Origin of the sequence: Brevibacillus sp. BD137 (assembly GCF_041644655.1) — a bacterium.
Classification (GTDB): Bacteria; Bacillota; Bacilli; order Brevibacillales; family Brevibacillaceae; genus Brevibacillus; species Brevibacillus brevis_D.
In genome coordinates, this window is sequence record NZ_JAOTNO010000007.1 from 158,546 (window position 1) to 178,286 (window position 19,741).

15 protein-coding genes are annotated in these 19,741 nt (G+C 48.9%); 9 read left to right on the forward strand and 6 right to left on the reverse strand.

The window, feature by feature from the left end; genetic code table 11:
- The first annotated feature begins 75 nt into the window (after positions 1-75).
- Positions 76-963 (forward strand): DMT family transporter, encoded by an 888-nt coding sequence (locus tag ODZ53_RS17280; protein WP_372678630.1) that lies wholly within the window; start codon positions 76-78, stop codon positions 961-963.
- On the opposite strand, the gene ODZ53_RS17285 is transcribed toward ODZ53_RS17280, so the two are convergent.
- Positions 964-1,671 carry an ArsR/SmtB family transcription factor gene (locus tag ODZ53_RS17285; protein ID WP_372678632.1) on the reverse strand — a complete coding sequence of 236 codons (708 nt, stop codon included), beginning with the start codon at positions 1,669-1,671 and terminating at the stop codon, positions 964-966.
- Positions 1,672-1,943: 272 nt separating this feature from the next.
- Positions 1,944-2,924, reverse strand: coding sequence for a M23 family metallopeptidase (locus ODZ53_RS17290; protein WP_372678634.1), 981 nt, complete (start codon positions 2,922-2,924; stop codon positions 1,944-1,946).
- Between the two features lie 198 nt (positions 2,925-3,122).
- Here ODZ53_RS17290 and ODZ53_RS17295 point away from each other — a divergent pair, with 198 nt between their 5' ends.
- Positions 3,123-3,848 (forward strand): response regulator transcription factor, encoded by a 726-nt coding sequence (locus ODZ53_RS17295; protein ID WP_372678636.1) that lies wholly within the window; start codon positions 3,123-3,125, stop codon positions 3,846-3,848.
- Complete coding sequence (locus ODZ53_RS17300) at positions 3,838-5,601, forward strand: sensor histidine kinase (RefSeq protein WP_372678638.1); 1,764 nt, start codon at positions 3,838-3,840, stop codon at positions 5,599-5,601. Before ODZ53_RS17295 ends, ODZ53_RS17300 begins: the two co-directional genes overlap by 11 nt.
- A gap of 86 nt (positions 5,602-5,687) precedes the next feature.
- Here the strand turns inward: ODZ53_RS17300 and ODZ53_RS17305 are convergent, their stop codons facing one another.
- Positions 5,688-7,445, reverse strand: a complete 1,758-nt coding sequence (locus ODZ53_RS17305; RefSeq protein WP_372678640.1) for a methyl-accepting chemotaxis protein — start codon at positions 7,443-7,445, stop codon at positions 5,688-5,690.
- Positions 7,446-7,685: 240 nt separating this feature from the next.
- Here ODZ53_RS17305 and lplA point away from each other — a divergent pair, with 240 nt between their 5' ends.
- The 3 genes from lplA to ODZ53_RS17320 all read left to right on the forward strand — a co-directional run bounded on the left by lplA (position 7,686) and on the right by ODZ53_RS17320 (position 12,177).
- Positions 7,686-8,675, forward strand: coding sequence for a lipoate--protein ligase (gene lplA, locus ODZ53_RS17310; protein WP_372678642.1), 990 nt, complete (start codon positions 7,686-7,688; stop codon positions 8,673-8,675).
- 110 nt (positions 8,676-8,785) lie between these two features.
- Positions 8,786-11,254 carry a toxin Cry1Ac domain D-VI-related protein gene (locus ODZ53_RS17315; protein ID WP_372678644.1) on the forward strand — a complete coding sequence of 823 codons (2,469 nt, stop codon included), beginning with the start codon at positions 8,786-8,788 and terminating at the stop codon, positions 11,252-11,254.
- A 32-nt stretch (positions 11,255-11,286) separates the two neighbouring features.
- Positions 11,287-12,177 carry a GNAT family N-acetyltransferase gene (locus ODZ53_RS17320; protein ID WP_372678646.1) on the forward strand — a complete coding sequence of 297 codons (891 nt, stop codon included), beginning with the start codon at positions 11,287-11,289 and terminating at the stop codon, positions 12,175-12,177.
- A gap of 53 nt (positions 12,178-12,230) precedes the next feature.
- Here ODZ53_RS17320 and ODZ53_RS17325 read toward each other — a convergent pair whose 3' ends face one another.
- Positions 12,231-14,294 (reverse strand): methyl-accepting chemotaxis protein, encoded by a 2,064-nt coding sequence (locus tag ODZ53_RS17325; protein WP_372678648.1) that lies wholly within the window; start codon positions 14,292-14,294, stop codon positions 12,231-12,233.
- A 205-nt stretch (positions 14,295-14,499) separates the two neighbouring features.
- The gene (locus ODZ53_RS17330; RefSeq protein ID WP_372678650.1) at positions 14,500-15,471 is read right to left on the reverse strand and encodes a DMT family transporter; all 972 of its coding nucleotides are present in this window, start codon (positions 15,469-15,471) and stop codon (positions 14,500-14,502) included.
- Between the two features lie 171 nt (positions 15,472-15,642).
- On the opposite strand from ODZ53_RS17330, the gene ODZ53_RS17335 reads away from it, so the two are divergent.
- From ODZ53_RS17335 to ODZ53_RS17345, 3 genes are all read left to right on the forward strand, one after another.
- The gene (locus tag ODZ53_RS17335) at positions 15,643-16,503 is read left to right on the forward strand and encodes a LysR family transcriptional regulator (RefSeq protein ID WP_064201472.1); all 861 of its coding nucleotides are present in this window, start codon (positions 15,643-15,645) and stop codon (positions 16,501-16,503) included.
- Between the two features lie 107 nt (positions 16,504-16,610).
- Positions 16,611-17,387 carry a helix-turn-helix domain-containing protein gene (locus tag ODZ53_RS17340; RefSeq protein ID WP_372678653.1) on the forward strand — a complete coding sequence of 259 codons (777 nt, stop codon included), beginning with the start codon at positions 16,611-16,613 and terminating at the stop codon, positions 17,385-17,387.
- Positions 17,388-17,598: 211 nt separating this feature from the next.
- Entirely contained in the window at positions 17,599-18,792 is a 1,194-nt protein-coding gene (locus ODZ53_RS17345; protein ID WP_372678655.1) for an MFS transporter, read from the forward strand.
- Here the strand turns inward: ODZ53_RS17345 and ODZ53_RS17350 are convergent.
- Positions 18,761-19,717, reverse strand: coding sequence for a helix-turn-helix transcriptional regulator (locus tag ODZ53_RS17350; protein ID WP_372678657.1), 957 nt, complete (start codon positions 19,715-19,717; stop codon positions 18,761-18,763). The two genes, ODZ53_RS17345 and ODZ53_RS17350, sit on opposite strands and share 32 nt — an antisense overlap.
- Between the last annotated feature and the right edge of the window lie 24 nt (positions 19,718-19,741).

Below are 19,741 nucleotides of genomic sequence, written 5' to 3' on the forward strand. Positions count from 1 at the left end.
CTCATCGAACTAACCGTCAGGTACACTGCATGTAAGAAGAAGCAAGTAGCTTGCCTGAAACGGGGGAACAACGCCATGAATCGAATTTTGTTCGGGATACTTGTCGTCGTGACGACTTCATTGATGGGTTCGTCTTTTGCGGTAGGAAAGATTGGATTGGCCTATTTTTCACCATTGCTGCTGGTAGGACTGCGTTTTACGCTGGCAGGACTGATCATGGGAGCGTGGGTATGGAAAAAGCCGCTCCCGAAGACGGCGGGTGACTGGGGGAAGCTGTGTCTGATCGGTTTTTTGCAGACGGCAGCCGTCATGGGGTGTATCTTTTTGAGTCTGCGTACGATCACAGCGGGTGAATCCTCGATCCTGACGTTTATGAACCCACTGCTTGTGGTCATATGGGGCACGTTGTTTCTCGGAATATCCTATCGACTGACGCAATGGATGGGGGTTCTGGTTGGACTGGTAGGGGTGTTCATCACGCTTGGCTTCCACCTGCAATGGGAGACGGGAACGCTGTTTGGGATCGGGTCCGCTCTTGCGTGGTCAATGGCTACGATTCTCGTTAAAAGGTGGGGAGTCCGCTTCAATGTGTGGGTGCTGACAGCTTATCAGATGCTGTTCGGAGGAATTCTACTCCTCGTGATGGGGGTCACGCTGGAAACGCCGAAGCTGATTGTGACGCCGACCGCTGTGTTCGTCGTCGTATGGCTTGCGATCATGGCTTCCATTGTGCAGTTCGCGACGTGGTTTTACTTGCTGAATCACGGAGACCCGGGCCGGACGAGTGCTTTTTTGTTCCTCGCTCCGTTCTTCGGTGTTTTGTCAGGGTGGGTGTTGCTGGGTGAGGTAGTGCAATGGCATGTGTATGTGGGGGGATTGTTGATTTTCGCAGGGATCTTCCTGGTGAACTGGACGTTTGCCCCGCGAAGACAAGTAAGTGAAAAAGCACAGCTGGCAGAGTAGCTAGCTGTGCTTTTTGCATTCATCTACTTGCAGTCCGAACTCGGTCATAAAACCAGAGCTGCCTAACGGCGTGACACGGACGGCCCTCCCTCCTGGCACTCGCTCGATCCAGCCAAGCTCAAAAAATCGGTTGGTGAGTGAGGCTCCGAGGCTACCTGCCAAGTGATGGCGACGCTCGCTCCAATCCAAACACGGACGGGCAAAGCGACGTCTGCTCTTTGGTTTGGCCACAAGGTCTACGCCGAGTGATTGCAGCTTGATTTTTCCCGCTTCACTGAGCACGTAATCTTGATCGGATGCCTCGATCAACTGCATCTCCAGCATTTTCTGCGTCAGGGCAACGCCTACTTCACCAGCGAGATGGTCGTAGCAGGTACGCGCATAGCGGATGGCTCGCAATTGGTCAGACTCGCGCAAGGAACGAACCGGCTTAGGTGCTGCGATCGTCATTAACGATTCCAGGGCATGGGCGACATCAGGGCTGGCTAGGCGATAGTAGCGATGTCGACCGTGTGACTCGCTGACCAAAAGACCGCCTTCCACCAGCTTTGCCAAATGCGTGCTTGCCGTTTGGGGGGTGACCTTTGCGTTTCGTGCGAGTTCACTGGCGGGGAGTGCCTTGCCGTTCATCAGGCTGATCAGGATGGCGACGCGGGATGGTTCTCCTATGAGGGACGCGACCTCTATAATATTCGGGCTGGTACTCATCAGACAGCGGACCTCCTCCATCATTATTTATCTTCTATCAATGACTCTAGCAGAATCCTACAGCTAAAAAAACTAGAGATGTTCGCGAAAAGCAGAAGTAGGCTTATTATCGGGCAAAAAGGAGTAAAATCAAACGATTAGTAGGTGCGGAAGTAGCAGAACAGACTGCCAAGATAATGGAGTATGATAGTGTCCTCTAAAAAGAAGCGGCAGTCCATCTCTTTGGATACAAGACAAAGAGATGGACTGCCGCTGTCTAACAGCTATACGATTTACTTCGCGGTAATGCTTTCACCTTGACGCGGATTCAATCCGTTCTCCCACTGCACGCGAATGGATTTGCTCTGGAACAAATCTTTGCCGTCAGAGACCTGATAATGCAGATGAGGCTCGCTGGAATTGCCAGAGTTGCCGCATAGCCCAAGCAAATCCCCTTTCTCCACACGATCGCCAACCTTTACCTTTGCGGAGCCTTCCTTCAAATGGGCGAAGTAGCTGAATTCCCCATTGCCATGATCGAGGATGACGACGTTGCCAGCGGGCTCTTGTGCGTTCATCGTTCCGACAGGGACATTATCCTTGAGATCATGGACGACATGTACGACAGTTCCTGCCTGCGGTGCGTGTATTTCTTGCCCGAATGCGAAATAGCTCTCGTTTTTCGCAGGATCCCCCTTGTAGGATAATCCGTCTTTGACCTGAATCAGATCGTATGCATAGCGTTGGCTCTTCACCTCGTAGTGATAGTTTGAAAGGACATTCTGACCTCCCCAAAACACATACCACTCACCTGTAAACGGTGCGCTATACGCCAGCTTTGTCAAAGCATTGTCGGTGTCAGGGTAGCTTTGCAGCGGCTTTAATAAAACACCCGTAATGATTCCTTTTTCATCCGTCGTAAGGACAAGGCCCCGTTTGGCGTCCTGATCCACCCAGGTACCATAATAGCTGCCGTTTACGGACGTGTGGGAATGCTGATTCCACGACTTCAACCCCGAGCTAAAAGCAGTATACCCTTCTACAAACTGTGTTTTTGAAACCTGCTGTTTGAATGACGGGCTTGTTTGCTCATATACCTCCCCTATTTTTCCGTTAAGGAGAGCTTGCACAATAGACTCCGCTTGATCCATCATCGTCTTTGCACCTTCTTTTGTGAGGGATTCAGTAGTAGAGGGGATTGCGGTTGACTCTGATTGCGCAGTACATCCTGTCAAAAGAATTGCTCCTACAAGTGAAATCCAAACTTTTTTCATGTCGCCACTCCTATCTTGTTCTAAGTGCTCGTTTCATTATAGAAAGCCACTCTTATCGGACATGAAACGCTAGCTTACAGGATGCTTAAATTTGTCGCGGCAAAATTATGATTCCGTTAAGGTTGTTGCGGACGCGTACCGACACTACGCATGATAAAATGGAGGATAACGCAAAAGCGCAAAAGGAGCGAAGTGATCGTGAAAGATGCAGCTATCCTTCTTGTGGACGATGAGCAAGCGATTCTCCAATTGCTTGAGACCGTACTGCACAAAGAAGGATTCCACTCGATCGACAAGGTGAAAACATCCGAGGAGGCGCTCTGTGCATGCGAACGAAAAAGCTATGACCTGATCGTTCTGGACGTAACGCTTCCGAATATGAGCGGCATAGAAGCGTGCCCATTCATCCGCCGTCTGACGGAGGCGCCGATTCTGTTCTTGAGTGCGAGAGATACCGATTTTGACAAGCTAACCGGATTTGCCGTTGGCGGGGATGATTACGTGACGAAGCCGTTTAACCCGATGGAAATCGTTGCACGCATCAAGGCATTGCTTCGCCGTACACGCAAAACGAACGCGGCTGTACCGACAGCACCCGTTCAAGGGGTCTATGATTTTGGGCGGTTTCAAGTCCATGAAGCAGCAGGGGAGCTCTGTGTGGAGGGGAAAGTCATTCCTTGTCCGTCCCTTGTTTTTCAACTGTTGCTATTTTTGTGCAAAAATCCGAATCGGATATTTTCGAAAAGCGAGCTGTACGAACGAGTATGGGGCGTGAATAGCTTACGTGACGACAACACCATCATGGTACATATCCATCGGATTCGGGAGCGCATCGAGCCCGATCCAGCACAGCCAGAGTTTTTGGTGAACGTCAGGGGACTCGGGTACAAAATGGTGAAAAAGGGCCTTCCTTATGAATATTAAGAGCAGAATTGCGCTCCATCTGGTCATGTGGTTGGTGCTGGTTGGCCTCATTCTCTTTATGCTAGCTGGGTTTACGTTATATTGGACGCTTGAAGAAATGTCAAAAGTACAGTCCACACGTGAATTTGAGAGCGTCGGCTTGCAGAGGCTGATTCAGACCATAGAAGTAGAGGGAGAGGATATCCGCTTTGACCCGAAGCTGTTGGAGAAGGTGCGAGATAGCGGAGGCTGGCTTCAGCGGATTGATGAAAAGGGGTATGTCACGGACTCTTTCTTTACCCCGCCTGACGTACCCAGCTACTACGGTCCTGGCCAATTAACGGCTTATTGGCTCCGAAAAAGCCCGTTCCCCTATCAGCTATCGTTATGGATACAGGAAAAAGACGGCGTGGTTCACACCTTGCTGTATGGGATGACGAACCGCGATGACGACTTCTTGCAACAGGTGATCGAGGCGGCGGATCATAAAAATAACGAGATCCTGCTTCCTCCAAGCATCCAAAATCAATTGAAGAGGAAAGCGGGCTGGGTGCAGCTCCTAGATCCGAAAGGGGGAGAGCTGGCATCCTTTAATAAGCCTGCAAAAGCAATCAAGGATTTCACGGTGGAAGAACTGGCGCTGCGCTCGATATACCCGGATCGCTACGGAGCAACAATCGTATCGCATTATGATCAAAAAAGCGGCCAAACCTGGGTACTCAGTTATCCGTTGCCAGGAACGACTCCCGGGGAAGAACCGCTTTTGACACCGGAAAGTAAGGCCCTATATATCGGGATGGGCATGTTGCTCTTGTCGGCGATGCTCGTCTTCGGGATTGTGTCCTACTTGTTCGGACAGCGATTTGGCGCACCGATTGTTCACGTATTACGGTGGCTGACCTTTCTGCGTGGGGGGCAGTACGAGGAGCCTGCCAATGCGGATGGTGTTCCGCTCAGCCAAGACAAGCGAGGGAAGAGAAAGCGCAAATACCGTATCTACCAAGATGTAATCGATTCGATGGACTCCTTGTCGCAAACGCTTAACCGCAACGAAAAGCTTCGTCATGAAACGGAGCAATTGAGAAATGAGTGGATCGCGGGCGTTTCCCATGATCTGAAAACGCCGCTGTCCTCTGTCAAAGGGTACGCGCATCTATTAGGGAATGCCGAGTATACGTGGACGGCAGAAGAGGTACATACCTTCGCCAAAATTATTTTGGACAAGTCAGCGTATATGGAAGACTTGATCAACGATTTGGCGTTGACGTATCGATTGAGGAACGGACAAGGTGCTCCTACGGTCGAGCTCGTTGACTTGAATGGTTGTACAGCTGAAGCCATTACGGAAGCAGCAAAACATCCGTTGTACCTGGAAGGCTGCATCCGGTTTACTCCCTCTCCCGAACCTGTTTACATGCTCATCTACAAGCCCTGGTTTCAGCGTATCGTGGATAATCTGGTTGCCAATGCCTTGATTCACAACGAGAGCGGTACGATTTTGTCCATCAGCGTACAAGCAGTCGGGCCAGCTACAGCTTTGCTCATTTTTAGCGACAATGGTAGCGGGATGGATGAAGAAACAGCAGATCGACTATTTGAGAGGTATTATCGTGGCACAGACACCGAGTCCCGCACGGAAGGCTCTGGCCTAGGGATGGTCATTACAAAGGCATTAGTGGAAGCATTTGGTGGTTCAATCGAGGTGAAAACAGCTGTCGGGCAGGGGACGACGATTTCGATTGCGTGGGAAGCGGAGCAACCACCTCGGGTCTAAATAGGCTGATAGGGAGAGGAAAAGGCTGCGTTTGCGAGGTCAGGGGTGACCAGCAAAGGCAGCCTTTTTCGTTTCAGAGATGATTCTTACACCTTAAACTGTTGAATCGATTCATGCAGCTCGTCCGCCATTTTTGACAGGGAAGCAGCAGAGGACGAGATTTCCTCCATAGAGGCTAATTGTTGTTCAGCGGCAGCAGAAATGTTTTGTGTTCCGAAAGCCGTTGTCTCCGCAGTGGTGGCAATCGCTTCAATGGAATGGACAGCTTGCTCTGCTCCGGTTGTCATGTGATGAGTGGCTGTGGTAACTTGCTGGATTTGACGTGCTACTTCTGTCGTTCCAGACAAAATTTCCTGGAAGGCCTTGCTAGCTTCATGTACGACTTCGATTCCAGCCGAAACCTCAGATGTCGTTGTTTCCATCACGTATACGGCTTTGTTCGTATCGACTTGAATCGCGCTAATGAGGTCTTTAATCTGCTGCGTAGATTTTGCTGATTGCTCGGCCAAGATTCGTACTTCATTGGCGACGACAGCAAATCCACGTCCATGCTCTCCAGCACGAGCCGCTTCAATCGCAGCGTTTAGCGCCAACAGGTTCGTCTGTTCGGCAATGGATGTAATGACCTCAACAATGTTGCTGATTTCTGAAGAGCGGTGACCAAGCATTTTGATTGATTCTGCCAGCTCTTGGACAGTAGTGTTGATGGAATTCATTTGAGCGATGGCACCGTCAATCGCTTCATTGCCGTTTGAGACCAGCATGTTCGTTGTATCGACTGTCAGAGAGACTTGTTCGGAGCTGGATGCAATTTGTTGCAGACTCGAGGACATGTCGTTGATCGTCTTGACCGTTCCATCGATCGTTTTGGACTGATCTTCTGCTCCGACAGCGATCTCTTGCATCGTGACGGCAATTTGCTCCGTTGCCTTGCTCGTCTGTTCTGCACTCGCCGTCAGCTCCTCAGAGGTAGAAGCGACATGCAGAGAGCTGGTGCGGACACGAGAGATGAGCTCGCGCAAATTCTCTGTCATATGGGTGACGTCATGGACCAATTGTCCGATTTCATCACGGTTTTTTACGACGATGTCTTTCCCGGACAGATCACCACCGGCAATTTCTTTCACGCGCTCGGCAACCAGGGCAATAGGTCTGGAAATGAACCCGGAGGCATACCACGAGACGATGAATCCGACGATCAAGGAGATTCCCAGCACGATCAGCAAATCAGCCAGTACACTTTCAGCAGCGGCATTAAAGTCTTCCATGTAGCTGCTTGCGCTTACGATCCATCCCCAGTGCGGGTCTAGCTTGGAGTAGGCGATTTTCGGATAGAGAACATCGGGCTCCGATGGCTTCGACCACTGATAGTATGTAAAGCCACCACCTTCCTGACCGCGCTTAATCATTTCTTGGGTAAAAAAGACACCGTCAGAATCTTTTGTATCCCATTGATTTTTCCCCTCAATGGAAGGAGAGGCCAGCATGACTCCTTTCTCATCCAGAACGAACATGTATCCACTGGCACCCGAATCGACATTTTTGTTAATCGAGCGGGTTCCATCCGACTGTTTGGGGCCGAGGATGTGAAGTTTTACTTGCTCTTGTGCATCTTCTTTGCTGATTTTTCCAGCTTCGACCTGTTTCTGGAGAACATCAATCATTTCAATCGTCAAGTTCACGTTATTTTTTAAGATGCGGCTGCCCAAGTCGTCCAAGCTGTAGCTTGCAGAATAATAGCCCTGAATTCCGATGTTAAGGCAAGGAAGTGCCAATAGCAGGAGACATAACAGGACGAGCTTAGTTCGCAGAGAGCTTGAACGGGAGAACTTGGCTGTTTTCATAAAGAACACCTCGTTGATCCATAGTATTTTATCTAGAAAAGAAAACACCAAATGATTGCCCCTAGATTACGTCAATTATCGACAATATGTAAACGTTTTTATAGAGGATTTTCAAAAAATCAGCAAAAAATATTAGATTAGGAAACAATGCTTCATACATGAGCAGATTCGAAAGCAGTACAGACAGATAGGAAGTGGTATGATTAGGAAGATAGAACGCTTACGGATGGAGGCCCTCTCATGAAATTCATCGATAATCAAGGGATTACAGATCCGCGCATCAATTTGGCGATTGAAGAGTACGCCCTGAAGCATTTGCCCAACAGTGAAGACTACTTGCTGTTTTATATCAATGAACCTTCTATTATTATCGGAAAAAACCAAAACACTATTGAGGAGATTAATGCGACTTATGTAGAAGAAAACCATATCCACGTCGTTCGCAGACTGTCTGGCGGTGGTGCTGTTTATCACGATCTGGGCAATCTCAACTTCAGTTTTATTACGAATGATGACGGTGAGTCCTTCCACAATTTCCGCAAATTCACGGCTCCAGTGGTACAAGCCTTGAAAACATTAGGGGTAGAAGCAGAGCTGACAGGACGAAATGACATACAGGTCGGGGAACGGAAAATTTCTGGCAACGCACAGTATTCGACCAAAGGACGCATGTTCAGCCACGGCACGCTGCTTTTTGATTCGGAGATGGAAAACGTCGTGTCTGCTCTCAAAGTAAACGCAGAGAAGATCCAGTCCAAAGGGATCAAATCGATTCGCAGCCGTGTCGCCAACATCTCAGAGTTTTTGGAGACGAAGATGACCATTGAAGAGTTCCGTCTGGCGGTTCTCCGTTCGATTTTTGGAGAAGGAGAGATCGAAGAATACAAGCTGACTGAAAAGGACTGGGAGAACATTCACGAGCTTTCCCGTTCCCGTTACCAGACTTGGGAGTGGAACTACGGCAAGTCACCGAAAAGCAATTACCGTCAATCCAAACGTTTTGATATCGGAACCGTGGAGATCCAGCTTGATATTGAAAAAGGCAAAATGAAAGAAGCGAAGATATACGGAGATTTCTTCGGTGTACGTGATATAGCGGAGCTGGAAGCATTGCTGCGAGATACGCCGTACGATCGCTCCTCAATCAGTGAGAGACTCGCCGCCATCAATCTTCAGGAGTTTTTCGGGAATCTGGATCAAGCATCTTTTATCGATCTGTTACTGATCTAAAAAAAGAACGTCAAAAACCTAACTTTTGTTAGGTTTTTTTCACTTTCTCCTCTGATAGCATTAGTTTGCATGATTTTGTCATACAAAAGAAAAAGAGGGGGTATTTACATATGGGCAAACAGCAGCCAAAAGCCAAAACAATCCTAACAGCGGTTGTATCTACGGGTTTTTTGCTTTCTTTTGTCGGCAATGCCTATGCAGCCGTTTCCTATCCGATTAAAGAAATCCAGACAATCGGGACAGCCAGCGCTTCAGTAGCAGAAGAGCAAACGGATGGGGAAGTACGAGAGGCATCAGAGGAAGTAGTAGTAGAAAAGAACCAGTCATGGGAGTCCTTGCTAGAGTCAGAGGGGCACACAGCGACGAATGGATTTATTGCCTATCGATTGGAGAATGCTCCAGACAAGGCACCTGCTGCTAAGAATTTCCGCTTGACGGCCGCTATAGATGATCGAAATCCTACACGGATCAAAATCATAAATTTTATTTGGCTAGAGAAAGAGCAGCTTGTATTGCTCAGCTTTTCACCGATTCGTGCCACGAAAAAAGAACAGACGGTTTCCCTGCGCTTGCAGTATGACGGTGAAGAAGAAGAATTTGAACCATACGTGATTGCCGAAAAAGGGACAAAAGCAGAGCGGATCGAGCTGGTAGCGGTCGCAGAGGATGCCCAGCTATCTACCAAAGATCGTACGGATAAATCGTTGCCGCTGGTCGCCGTTGCATTCGATGAAAATAATCGTATCGTTATGAAACGGGAGTTGCTCTGGAGCTCTAGCAATAAACGAATTGCGTCCGTCAACATCGAGGGCAAGGTAACAGCCAAGAACGAAGGACTCGTTGAAATTACAGCAAAAATGGACGATGCAGAAGCCGTCTTTGAGATAGCCGTAGATGGAGCCGAGCTGCCTGATTTGCCAGCGCTTTCTGTCAGCGAGACAGTGATAGAAGAGGCGGGGGCAAATGATGGCAGCATCACAGCCAAACAAACGCTCAAGCTATCAAATGGCAAGTTCCTTGGTGAACTATCAGCCGATGATATCAAAGTACATAATCTGCCTGAGGGGCTGGATATTGAGGTCAACCAAGAGAGCGATGACGAGCTCATCATTTTGTTTACGGGACAGGCCAAAAAGCATACCGTCGCGGACACTGTAAAAGAGGTCAGCTTCACGATCGACAAGCGAAACATCAAGCGGGCACAGAAAGATGTCACAAGTGACAGTTTTTCCATCCGTTTCAGAGACCCCGTCATTGTGATTCCGTCCCCAATCGATCCTCCACCGATCCCGGCTCTGCTAAAGGCGAAGAGAGCTGTCGAAGAGTTGTTTACGGATGGAAAGAAAGAGGAGCTGCGGGAAGGAACGACCCAGAAACAGATCGATGATGCCAAGAAGCTGGTCGAAGGTCTGGATAATAGCGTGCAGGAAAAGCCTGGTCTGCTTGCCGATATCGAGAAGGCACAGGACCAGTATGACGACTTGCTGCTCGTTGATGCCAAAAAAGCCGTGCGTGACCTGTTCACCGATGCAAACCTGGCAGCGCTAAAACCGGAAGTGACACAAAGCACGATTCATGCAGCGAAAGAAAAGGTAGATAAGCTAAAGGATGGTTCGGAGGCCAAGGTATTGCTGTTGGCAGACATTCAAAAAGCACAGGAGCTATTTGATCAAGGGAATAATCTCCCGGAGGAAGTGAAGCGAGCAGTTGAGGGACTTTTTACAACGAATGATATGATCGAACTAAGGCCCAAGGTCACGCAGGAAATGATCGACGCAGCCTATTCGAAGGTCGAGCTTCTGCGAGAAGGTCCAGAAAAAACACACTGGATGTCCTATGTAGAAAAAGCACAAATGTTGTTCAACAATCCACGCGTAGATCGTTTGCCAGATGCGAAGATCGAGCTGCCGATTGCTCCGACTCAGAACCGTCAAGTTACGATTGGCGACAAATGGGAGCCAGCAATGGACAAAAGGGCATTGAGCGAATATCTTGAGGTATCTGTAAAAAATCAGCCTCTTTCGTACAACTATGACAAGCAGTTGGATCGTTTTGTCATCAATGAAAAGGAGTACATCACCGTCGAGGTCGACGAGTCTTTACTGGAAATGACCCATGGAGAATATGGAGTGACGTTTAAGGCCAAACCAGCGGTTACAGAAGATGACAACTCTTATGCAGTGTTCAAGCTGTATCGCGGCCAAGATTTGCTGGATACAGAGGAGATCGGTGTCGGGTTTGATGCTACAAACCCACAATTGTCCCCAGCCGTTACCGAAGAGGGAACAACCTATACATTGTCGGCGTCAGAGCCACTTCGTAATGACCCAAATCCCAATTTGCGGTTGTTATTCTCACCTTCCGGGAATTTTGACGACAAGAGAGAAGTGACGGGGTATGCCAGATTCCAGGTGTCAGGAAACACCATTCGCGTAACGTTTCAGGATACGTTCTACAACATGTTCGGGGCTCTCATCACAGAACAGAGCAAGGTTTCCTTTGAGCCAGGCTTCATAAGGGATAAGGCTGGGAACCTCATACAAGGTACAGCAACAGCACCTGTAAAACCCAAGCAATGAGTAAGCCAAAGTCCATCGAGGAGGTACGAACATTGCAACTAGAAGAACTGACTGCTAGCACTGCACGGGCGTATAAATCGTTGGTGCACCCCAAGCACCTGGAGTGGCTGGACCAGATCAACAGTTCATCTGTTTGGGGATTCGGGGCTTCTAACAACAATCAGCCTGCGGGCATCGTTTTGGGGCGATCTGCTGTAAGCGAAGGACAGGCCAAGATCATCGAGCTTGTGGTAGCAGAGGGGCATCAACGGCGGGGAATGGGTATGAAGCTGTTGTGGCACGCTGAGCAAAAAATGAGAGAGCAAGGCATCAGCGACGGACAGTTTGCTGGTTTCATCAAAGCACAAGATTTTCCATGGCTCTCCAAAATTGCGATCAGGGAAGACTGGCAGTTGCCAAAGGTAAAAACCTATATGTACACACTCGGCTCGATGCGGCTAGGGGAGTGCCAGTGGGTAGAGAGGCTGTCTCTCCCTGAAGGTTTTACCCTCTTTCCGTGGAAAGACCTGACCCCAGCAGAGCGTCTGGAAATTGAGCAAGGTGAAGGGCAATGGTACACGTCGCTTTTGTCGCCATTTTTTGAAGAAGGAAAATTCGATCCCGATTACAGTACAGGCTTGCGTTATCAGGGGAAAGTCATTGGCTGGGTAATCGTACAGCGAATGGCCGGGAATCTGCTTTTATACAAAACGATGTTTGTCCAGGAAAAGTATCAGAAGCAGGCAAGAGGAATTACGCTTTTGATGAAAACAATTGCACAGGCGCAGCCAACGTTTCCTTTTGGCATTTGCTTTATCGAGCATGACAACGAGCCCATGCTGCGGTTTATGGAAAGAAGATTGGGGCCGACGATTTTGCACCGCAAGCTCTGGATTGAAACGACGAAGGTGCTGGCACGACACTATGCAGATCACCTGTGCTAAATGGATGGAAAGCTTCCTGTATTTGCAGGAAGCTTTTCCTATTTTACCTCGTATTATTTTTGCGAATTCTGGTCCTTGCCCTCATTTTCTACCGAAAAGTGGAACAGACTTTCTTGAAGCTGCTCAGCGGTATTACTGAGAGACTCAGCTGCTTGCGCAATCTCTTTCATCGCTGTCAGCTGTGATGTTACTGATTGCTTTACCTCTCGCGTATGTTCGGAAGCGGAGCGACTGATCGCGACGATCTCGTTCATGGAGGCAGCCACTTCCTCCGTACCCGCTGAGATTTCTTCCGTAGATGCAGAAACCTCTTCCGTCTGCCCAGTAATCTCAACGATATTTCGGTAGATGCCCCCAACCATTTCTCCTGCCTGCTCGATCAGATGCACGCCTTGCTCCACTTCTGCTACGCCTGATAAAAGGGTTGTAGCAGCTTTATCTGTCATGGACTGAATATCATGTATCATGCTGGTGATATCCCCAAGGGAGTTCGTTGTTTGTTCCGCCAGCTTTTTCACCTCGCTCGCCACAACAGAGAAACCTCTGCCGTGTTCGCCCGCGCGAGCCGCTTCAATCGAGGCGTTTAATGAAAGCAATTGCGTTTGCATGGCTATCTCATTGATGACTGCCACAATGGTTCCGATTTGTTTGGTCATCTGTTCCAGCTTGTCCATGTCTTCTGAGGATTGACCTACTGTTTTGCGAATGCCGTGCATATGGGTGACAACCTGCTGCAACAAAAGATTCCCTTGCTCCGCGTTTGCCTGCGAGTCCTGGGTTAAGGCGGAGACCTCAGTTGCAGATGTAGCTACTCGTTGGACCCCTTCCGCCATTTCGTTCATCGCGAGCGCCGTCTGCTGCGCCCCTTCATGCTGAGAATCTGTCCCTTGCATGATACTTCTCATCGCCGCATCGATTCGGTTGCCCATCTGTGCGGCTTCTGCCGAGACTGCCGTCAATTGCTGTGAAGAGCCTGCAAGAATCGCAACCGTGTCATGCGCCTGCTGAATCGTAGTGCGGAACGAATCGATCATCGTATTCAGACTATCCGCAGCGACCCCCAGCTCATCCCGGGAAGAATCACGCCATTTTACAGTCAAATCGCCCGTGGACAATACCTGAAGGACTGTAGTCAAGCCTAACAAACGCTTGAGAAGACGGCGAGTCAAGATATAGACCACAAGCACAAGTCCGCTGCCTGATAAAACCATCCCCACCAGTAGGATCGTGTTGTATTGCTCCAGTTCTGCCAGCGCTTCTTTTACGGTAATGGTTGCCCCAACGGACCACCCGGTTATAGGGATGGGAGAGTAGGCAACATATTTTTTTACACCATCGATCTCGGCTTCCTCAATCCCGCTTTCGCCCTTAATCATTTTGGTGGCGATACGGGCTCGATCCCCTTCCTGCTCTGTAAACTTGGCTTTCATCACCAATTCAGTCTGCGGATGATACAGGACCGTACTGTCGTCGGACAGCAGGAAGTTGTATCCCGACTCTCCCAGCTTATAGACGTTCATGATTTCCGGCAGCTTGTCCAGCAGGAGGTCAATTGCAACAAATCCAAGGACTTTTCCTCCGTCTTTAACAGGCAGAATGGCACTTATAACCAGCTTACCAGTCATCGTATCCACATAAGGATCGGAAAACCATACATCGTCCTTTGCTCCAGCCTTTTCATGCCATGGGCGTGTTTGGATATCCCAATCCGGTTTGGAAAGTGTCTTCCCGTTCCCCAACAAAAAGTTCCCTCGTTCATGGGCAATCCATACCAACGACAGCAGCGGGTCTGTGCCAGCTATCGCATCAAGAGAAGCCATCACATCCTGATAACGCGTATCCGTCTGAACGGTATCCCTGTCTAGGTCGGAACCAAGCAGCTTGAGAAACTGTTGATTGGTCGCCATTTGCCGTACCAGAACCGCTTTCTCCTCTAACAGAGCATCTACATCTGCGACAATACTTTCGCTGTTCTTCTGGAGACTTTTTTCAACATTGCTCACAATTAACGCGCGTGTTTCTGAATAAATCCAGTAGCCCAACAAAGAAAAGGTAATGAGGATGACGCATGTCAGCGATAAAATCATTTTGAATGAGATAGTGTTACGCCATGCCATAAAGTTCCTCCATTGTCTGCATCTCAGCGTTAATATATTAGATAGTTAATGGATACCCTGAATTCGTTTATGTCGAAACATGGCGAATTTAACCAATTTTCCTAACAAATAAAAAATGGATAGAGATCCAGGGTTAGCTGGATTTCTATCCATAAATTTTGTGGGACGCACGACAGTAGTTAATCTTCACCTTTGTAGTTCTTTCTTACATGGACGGAACTTTTCTTCCACTCGGTTGTTGCTTGGTGACGGAACGGTATTGGAGTTGCTTTCTTTGGAAGTGGTTGTTCCCGATCAGGGCCAGGATCACGAGCAAGGTGCCGCACAATTCGTAACGGCTGATCTCATATCCTTGAAACGCCATCATGGCAAAGGTCGTGATCGGAACCAGGTTGATAAACAAAATGCCGTTGAGCGGAGAGAGCAGCTTAATGCCTGCATTCCAGCTCAAAAGAGCGACAAAGCCGGGTAAAAGAACCATGAACGCCATTTCGTATTTGATGGACATCACCGTTTCGACAGTAGGAACTGGAAGCCATTGAAAGAGTGAGGAAGTCGTGACAATCACGAAATTCACTCCTGTTCCCAAGAGACACGTCAACGTGGAGTAGCGAAGCGTGGACCACGTGTTAAAACGCCCGCCGCCGATCGAGTAGACAACCCAACCCACGACACCAATGAAAATGAAGAACAACGGGATCAAATGCTCACTTGCAGTAGTAAAGAAGGTAAGATTGCCATTGGTAATCACAAGGACAGCGCCGACCAAGGCTACGAGAATCGTCGCCAACGTATAGGACGGCGGCAGCTTTCTAGTGGTAATGGACAAAAGTACAATCGAGATCATCGGCATGAGCACTTCCATAATGGACGCGGCAATCGTGCCTGGCTCTCCCATCAAATCCTGCCCGAGAAATACCCCCATATTGTAGACGGTAAACGCCATTGTTCCAAAGAACAGCAGAGACTTCCCGCGCCCCTCAAAACGAAAAGCAGACAAGCCTTCTTTTGCCCAGAGCAAACCGCACAAAATGACCGTTACGAAAAAATAGCGAAGAAATGAGAAGTAAAATGGATCGATCTCTTGCAGTGCGATGTGTGCAACTGGAAACATCGCCCCCCATGACATACTAGCGACCATGCAGAAAATAGACCCTAAAAGTAGTTGCTTGTTCATTATGCGATTTCTCCCTTTTCCTATGTGTTCAAAAAGACGTCTTTTTGAACTTTCTCTTAGTTGCTTAGATGTTGACTTACCACATCATACTGGATGGAAATATGTTAGTATAATGATTGATAATAACTTTATGTATCATTTTCAGTGATGGATGAAAAGAGGGAGAGAAACGTGGAGATCAATGATTTGAAAATATTCCAGATGGTCGCCACATTGGGCAGCGTGAGCAAGACCGCAGCCGAGCTGAGCTACGTTCAGTCGAATGTGACGGCGCGGATCAAGCTGCTGGAAAAAGAGCTGGGGACACCTTTGTTTTATCGCAACAAGCGAGGCATGACCTTAAATACGGAAGGGAAGCGCCTGCTCGAATATTCACGAGAGATCATCGCCAAATTCGAAGAAATGCAAAAGTACTTCCATCGGGCTTCCGAGCCGTCCGGGGTGCTGGAGGTTGGGATGGTCGAGACGATCAATGCCCTTCCGAGGTTGCTATCCTCGTATTGCAGCCAGTATCCGCATGTGGATCTTTCACTGAAGGCGGGCGTGACAGAGCATTTGCTACAAAAAGTATTGGATCTCGCGCTGGATGGAGCGTTCGTGAGTGGACCAATCAACCATCCTTTGATCGAGCAGGAGCAAGTGTTTCAAGAGGAGTTGGTGCTGGTAACGAAAAACAGTTCCTTCACCGCCAGTGATATCACAGGGAAAGCTCTTTTGCTCTACAAAAAGGGCTGCGGGTATCGAGAACGGTTAGAGACCTGGATGAAGGTGGAGGGCTTGATTCCGAAAAAAGTGATGGAGTTCGGAACGTTTGAGACCATTATCGGGGGCGTAGCAGCTGGGATCGGTATTACCATTTTGCCGAAGTCGGCCGTACATCACTTGGTCGAGAGCGGAACAGTTCATATTCATCGCATCCCGGAGCCTTATCATGAGGTGACAACCGTTTTTATTCGTAGAAAAGATTCATTTGTAACGAGCACGATGCAAGCGTTTCTGGACGAAATCCGTTTGCAAAAAGCGAAAGCGTAACTGCTGCAATTTACTCCTTCCATTGTTCAGAAAAATATGGTAAATTTTATTTCAGAACAAACGTTCTGTATTTCGCTGTGCAGAAGAGGGAGGGAGTAGCTCGATTGATGGACAGGTATACCGAAATTGACGAAGTGATTGCTTATATACATCGGCATTTAGACGAGCCTTTGCCACTTTCTCGATTGGCGAATCATGTTGCGTATAGTCAGTATCATTTTGCGCGAATTTTTAAAGAAAGAATCGGTCTCCCACCTCTTTATTACGTATCGACTATGCGACTCCAAAGAGCAAAGGATTTACTGCTACGCACAAACATGAGTGTTCGGGATATTGGTCTGGAAATTGGTCAGCAGAGTCTGGGTACGTTCTCTACCCGTTTTACGGAGCGTGTCGGGGTATCGCCTAGCGAATTTCGAGAAACGGCTCAGCTAGCAGAAGACCGTCTCCGTTCCTTGCAGCAGTTGACAGAGTGGACTCGGTTACACCCGGCCCCCGAGCGACCGATGACCATTGCAGGGACAATCGAGTCCACAGAGCCTTTTCAAGGCGTCATTTTGATTGGATTGTTTGCTAAGCCGATTCCAGAAGGTCTTCCTTTATACGGAACATTGCTGCCCTCGTTAGGCGATTTTTGTTTTACCAATGTCAAGCCGGGCACGTATTACTTGATGGCAACGTCTGTTGCCTGGGGCATGCAGGCGATGGATTTTCTCTTGCCGTACGAGACCTTGCGCACACGTTCCAAGAAACCTATCATTGTCACACCAACTACGATCGTCCCTCATCAGCAGGTTACTCTTCATGTGCCTCATCCGGACGACCCTCCCATCTTGATTTCTCTTTCTTTGCTCATGAACAGATTCATTCAGCAGCTTCCTTAAATAAGAGAACAAGAATTCCTTATTTTGAAATGGCGGTCTTACGAATATTGGACTGCCTTTTCGGCATGGTCTGGTTAGAATGGAGCTTCTTGGGAAAGCCTACTATCACAATAGTCGAACTTCTTTCCGCGAGCAGGATATTGGACGAAAAAGTGAAATGATAACTAGGCGCGAATATCATGCGCAAAAGAAAGGAAAGCAGGGAAAGAGAATGTCAAAGCCTTACAAAAAAGTTTTTTGGGCAGCCGGTTTTGGCTGGATGTTCGATGCCATGGATGTTGCACTTTTATCTTTTATTATGGTGGCATTACGACAGGAATGGGGTTTGACGGGGGAAGTAGCCGGGCTATTAGGGACGGGCAATCTCGTCGGCATGGCGATTGGAGCGATTGCAGGTGGCTATTTGGCTGACCGAATTGGCCGCAAGCCAGTATTTTTGCTGACCTTGGTCTTGTTTGGCTTGGCGAGTTTTGCGAGCGCTTTCGCAACTGGCTTTGCGACCATGCTGCTGTTCCGCTTCCTGATGGGACTCGGTTTGGGTGCCGAGCTGCCAGTAGCGTCGACGCTGGTAAACGAGTTTGCGCCGCCGGAGAAGCGAGGAAGTACGGTTGTATTGCTGGAGAGCTTTTGGGCGGTCGGTTGGATCGCGGCGGCTGTCATATCGTATTTCATCATTCCGGACTATGGCTGGCGCGTGGCTGTCATGATCGGGGCGTTGCCCATTGTGTACGCCTGGTTCGCTCGGAGGAGTATTCCTGAATCTCCGCAGTTTCAAAAGCAGGCCGAAAAGATTCCGGTTGGAAAGCTGTTGACGTCTCATCGCACAGAGACGATTACGCTGTGGGTCGTCTGGTTTGCGATTGCGTTCTCGTACTACGGCATGTTTCTATGGATGCCATCTGTATTGGTCGACAAAGGCTTTACAATGATCAAAAGCTTCCAGTACGTACTGATCATGACGTTGGCCCAACTGCCAGGTTATTTCGCAGCAGCCTATCTCGTGGAAAAATGGGGACGGAAATGGACGCTGGCGACCTTCTTGTTCATGACTGGTGTGATGGCGTTCGCTTTTGGACAAAGCAGTGGCACCATGGAGATGTTGGTGACGGGAGCCTTCTTGTCTTTCTTCAATCTGGGTGCTTGGGGTGCTTTGTACGCGTACACGCCGGAAAATTATCCGACACCGCTGCGCGCTACCGGTTCCGGTATGGCATCAGGTGTCGGAAGAATCGGCAGTATTATCGCGCCGTATCTCGTCGGTTACTACTCGTCGCATCATTACAGCTACACGTTCATTTTTAGTATGTTTACTGCGGTGTTGATCGTCGGAGCAATCGTCCTGCTCATGTACGGACGAGAAACAAAAGTCCTTGCTAATTCGGGACCTCGTACAGGCCAAGTATAGCACGCACCTGCTCTAGGACCTCACGTTTCAGTTCTTGTGGCTCCAGCACTTGAATGTGCGGGCCGAAGCTGAGTACCAGCGAGCATGCCGATGCAAGTGTATGAAATTCAACCTCTGCTTCCATCCAGTCGTCTGTTGCGGCTTGGGTGGAAGCTATTTTTATATAACGCTCCTGTTTTACAGCAGGTAACGTTCCTTTTTTAACGAGTAACCGCGCAGGATAACGCGGGAGGCTGGATTTGAAGTCCATTGTGGATTGTTCCCAATAAGAAGCGAGGTCGAAATCACTGGGGCGGACGAAGCCATCATCTAGGAGTTCTGCATCCAATAGTCGTGAAATCCGGTACGTCCGCATGTCCTCGTCTACTTTTGCGACCAAATACCAAATGCTTCGCTTGGCGACGAGTCCGAGCGGGCAGACAATGCGCTCTATGGCCACATCTTCGCGCATGTAACGAATGAACAGCTTGCGGGAGAGCCATACGGCATCTTGAACGGTAGACAAAAACGGAAACGTCTCCGTCGATTCATGCCAGCCAGCCCCATCGATATGAAGGAGCTGACGTACGTGGATGGCATCCTGCTGAACCGTTTTTGGCAGCGCGGACAGCAGCTTGAGAAAAGCAGCTTCATAGTTTTCATGCAGCCCGAGATCATTCAACAGGGCAGCGGGGGACGCTACTAGCAGTGATTGCAGCTCATCTATTTTCATTCCGGTCAAATTACTGCGATACCCTTCAGCCAAAGCCCAGCCCCCATCTGCACCGCGCAGCGCATAGACGGGAACGCCCGACGTACTCAAAGCCTCCATATCACGATGAACGGTTCGCTCGGACACCTCCAGCCTTTCAGCTAATTGCTTGGAAGTCATACGACCGTGGTTTTGCAAGAGTAACAAAATCGCAAGGAGTCGATCTGCCCGCATAAAAAGCCCTCCTAGAAATAAAAA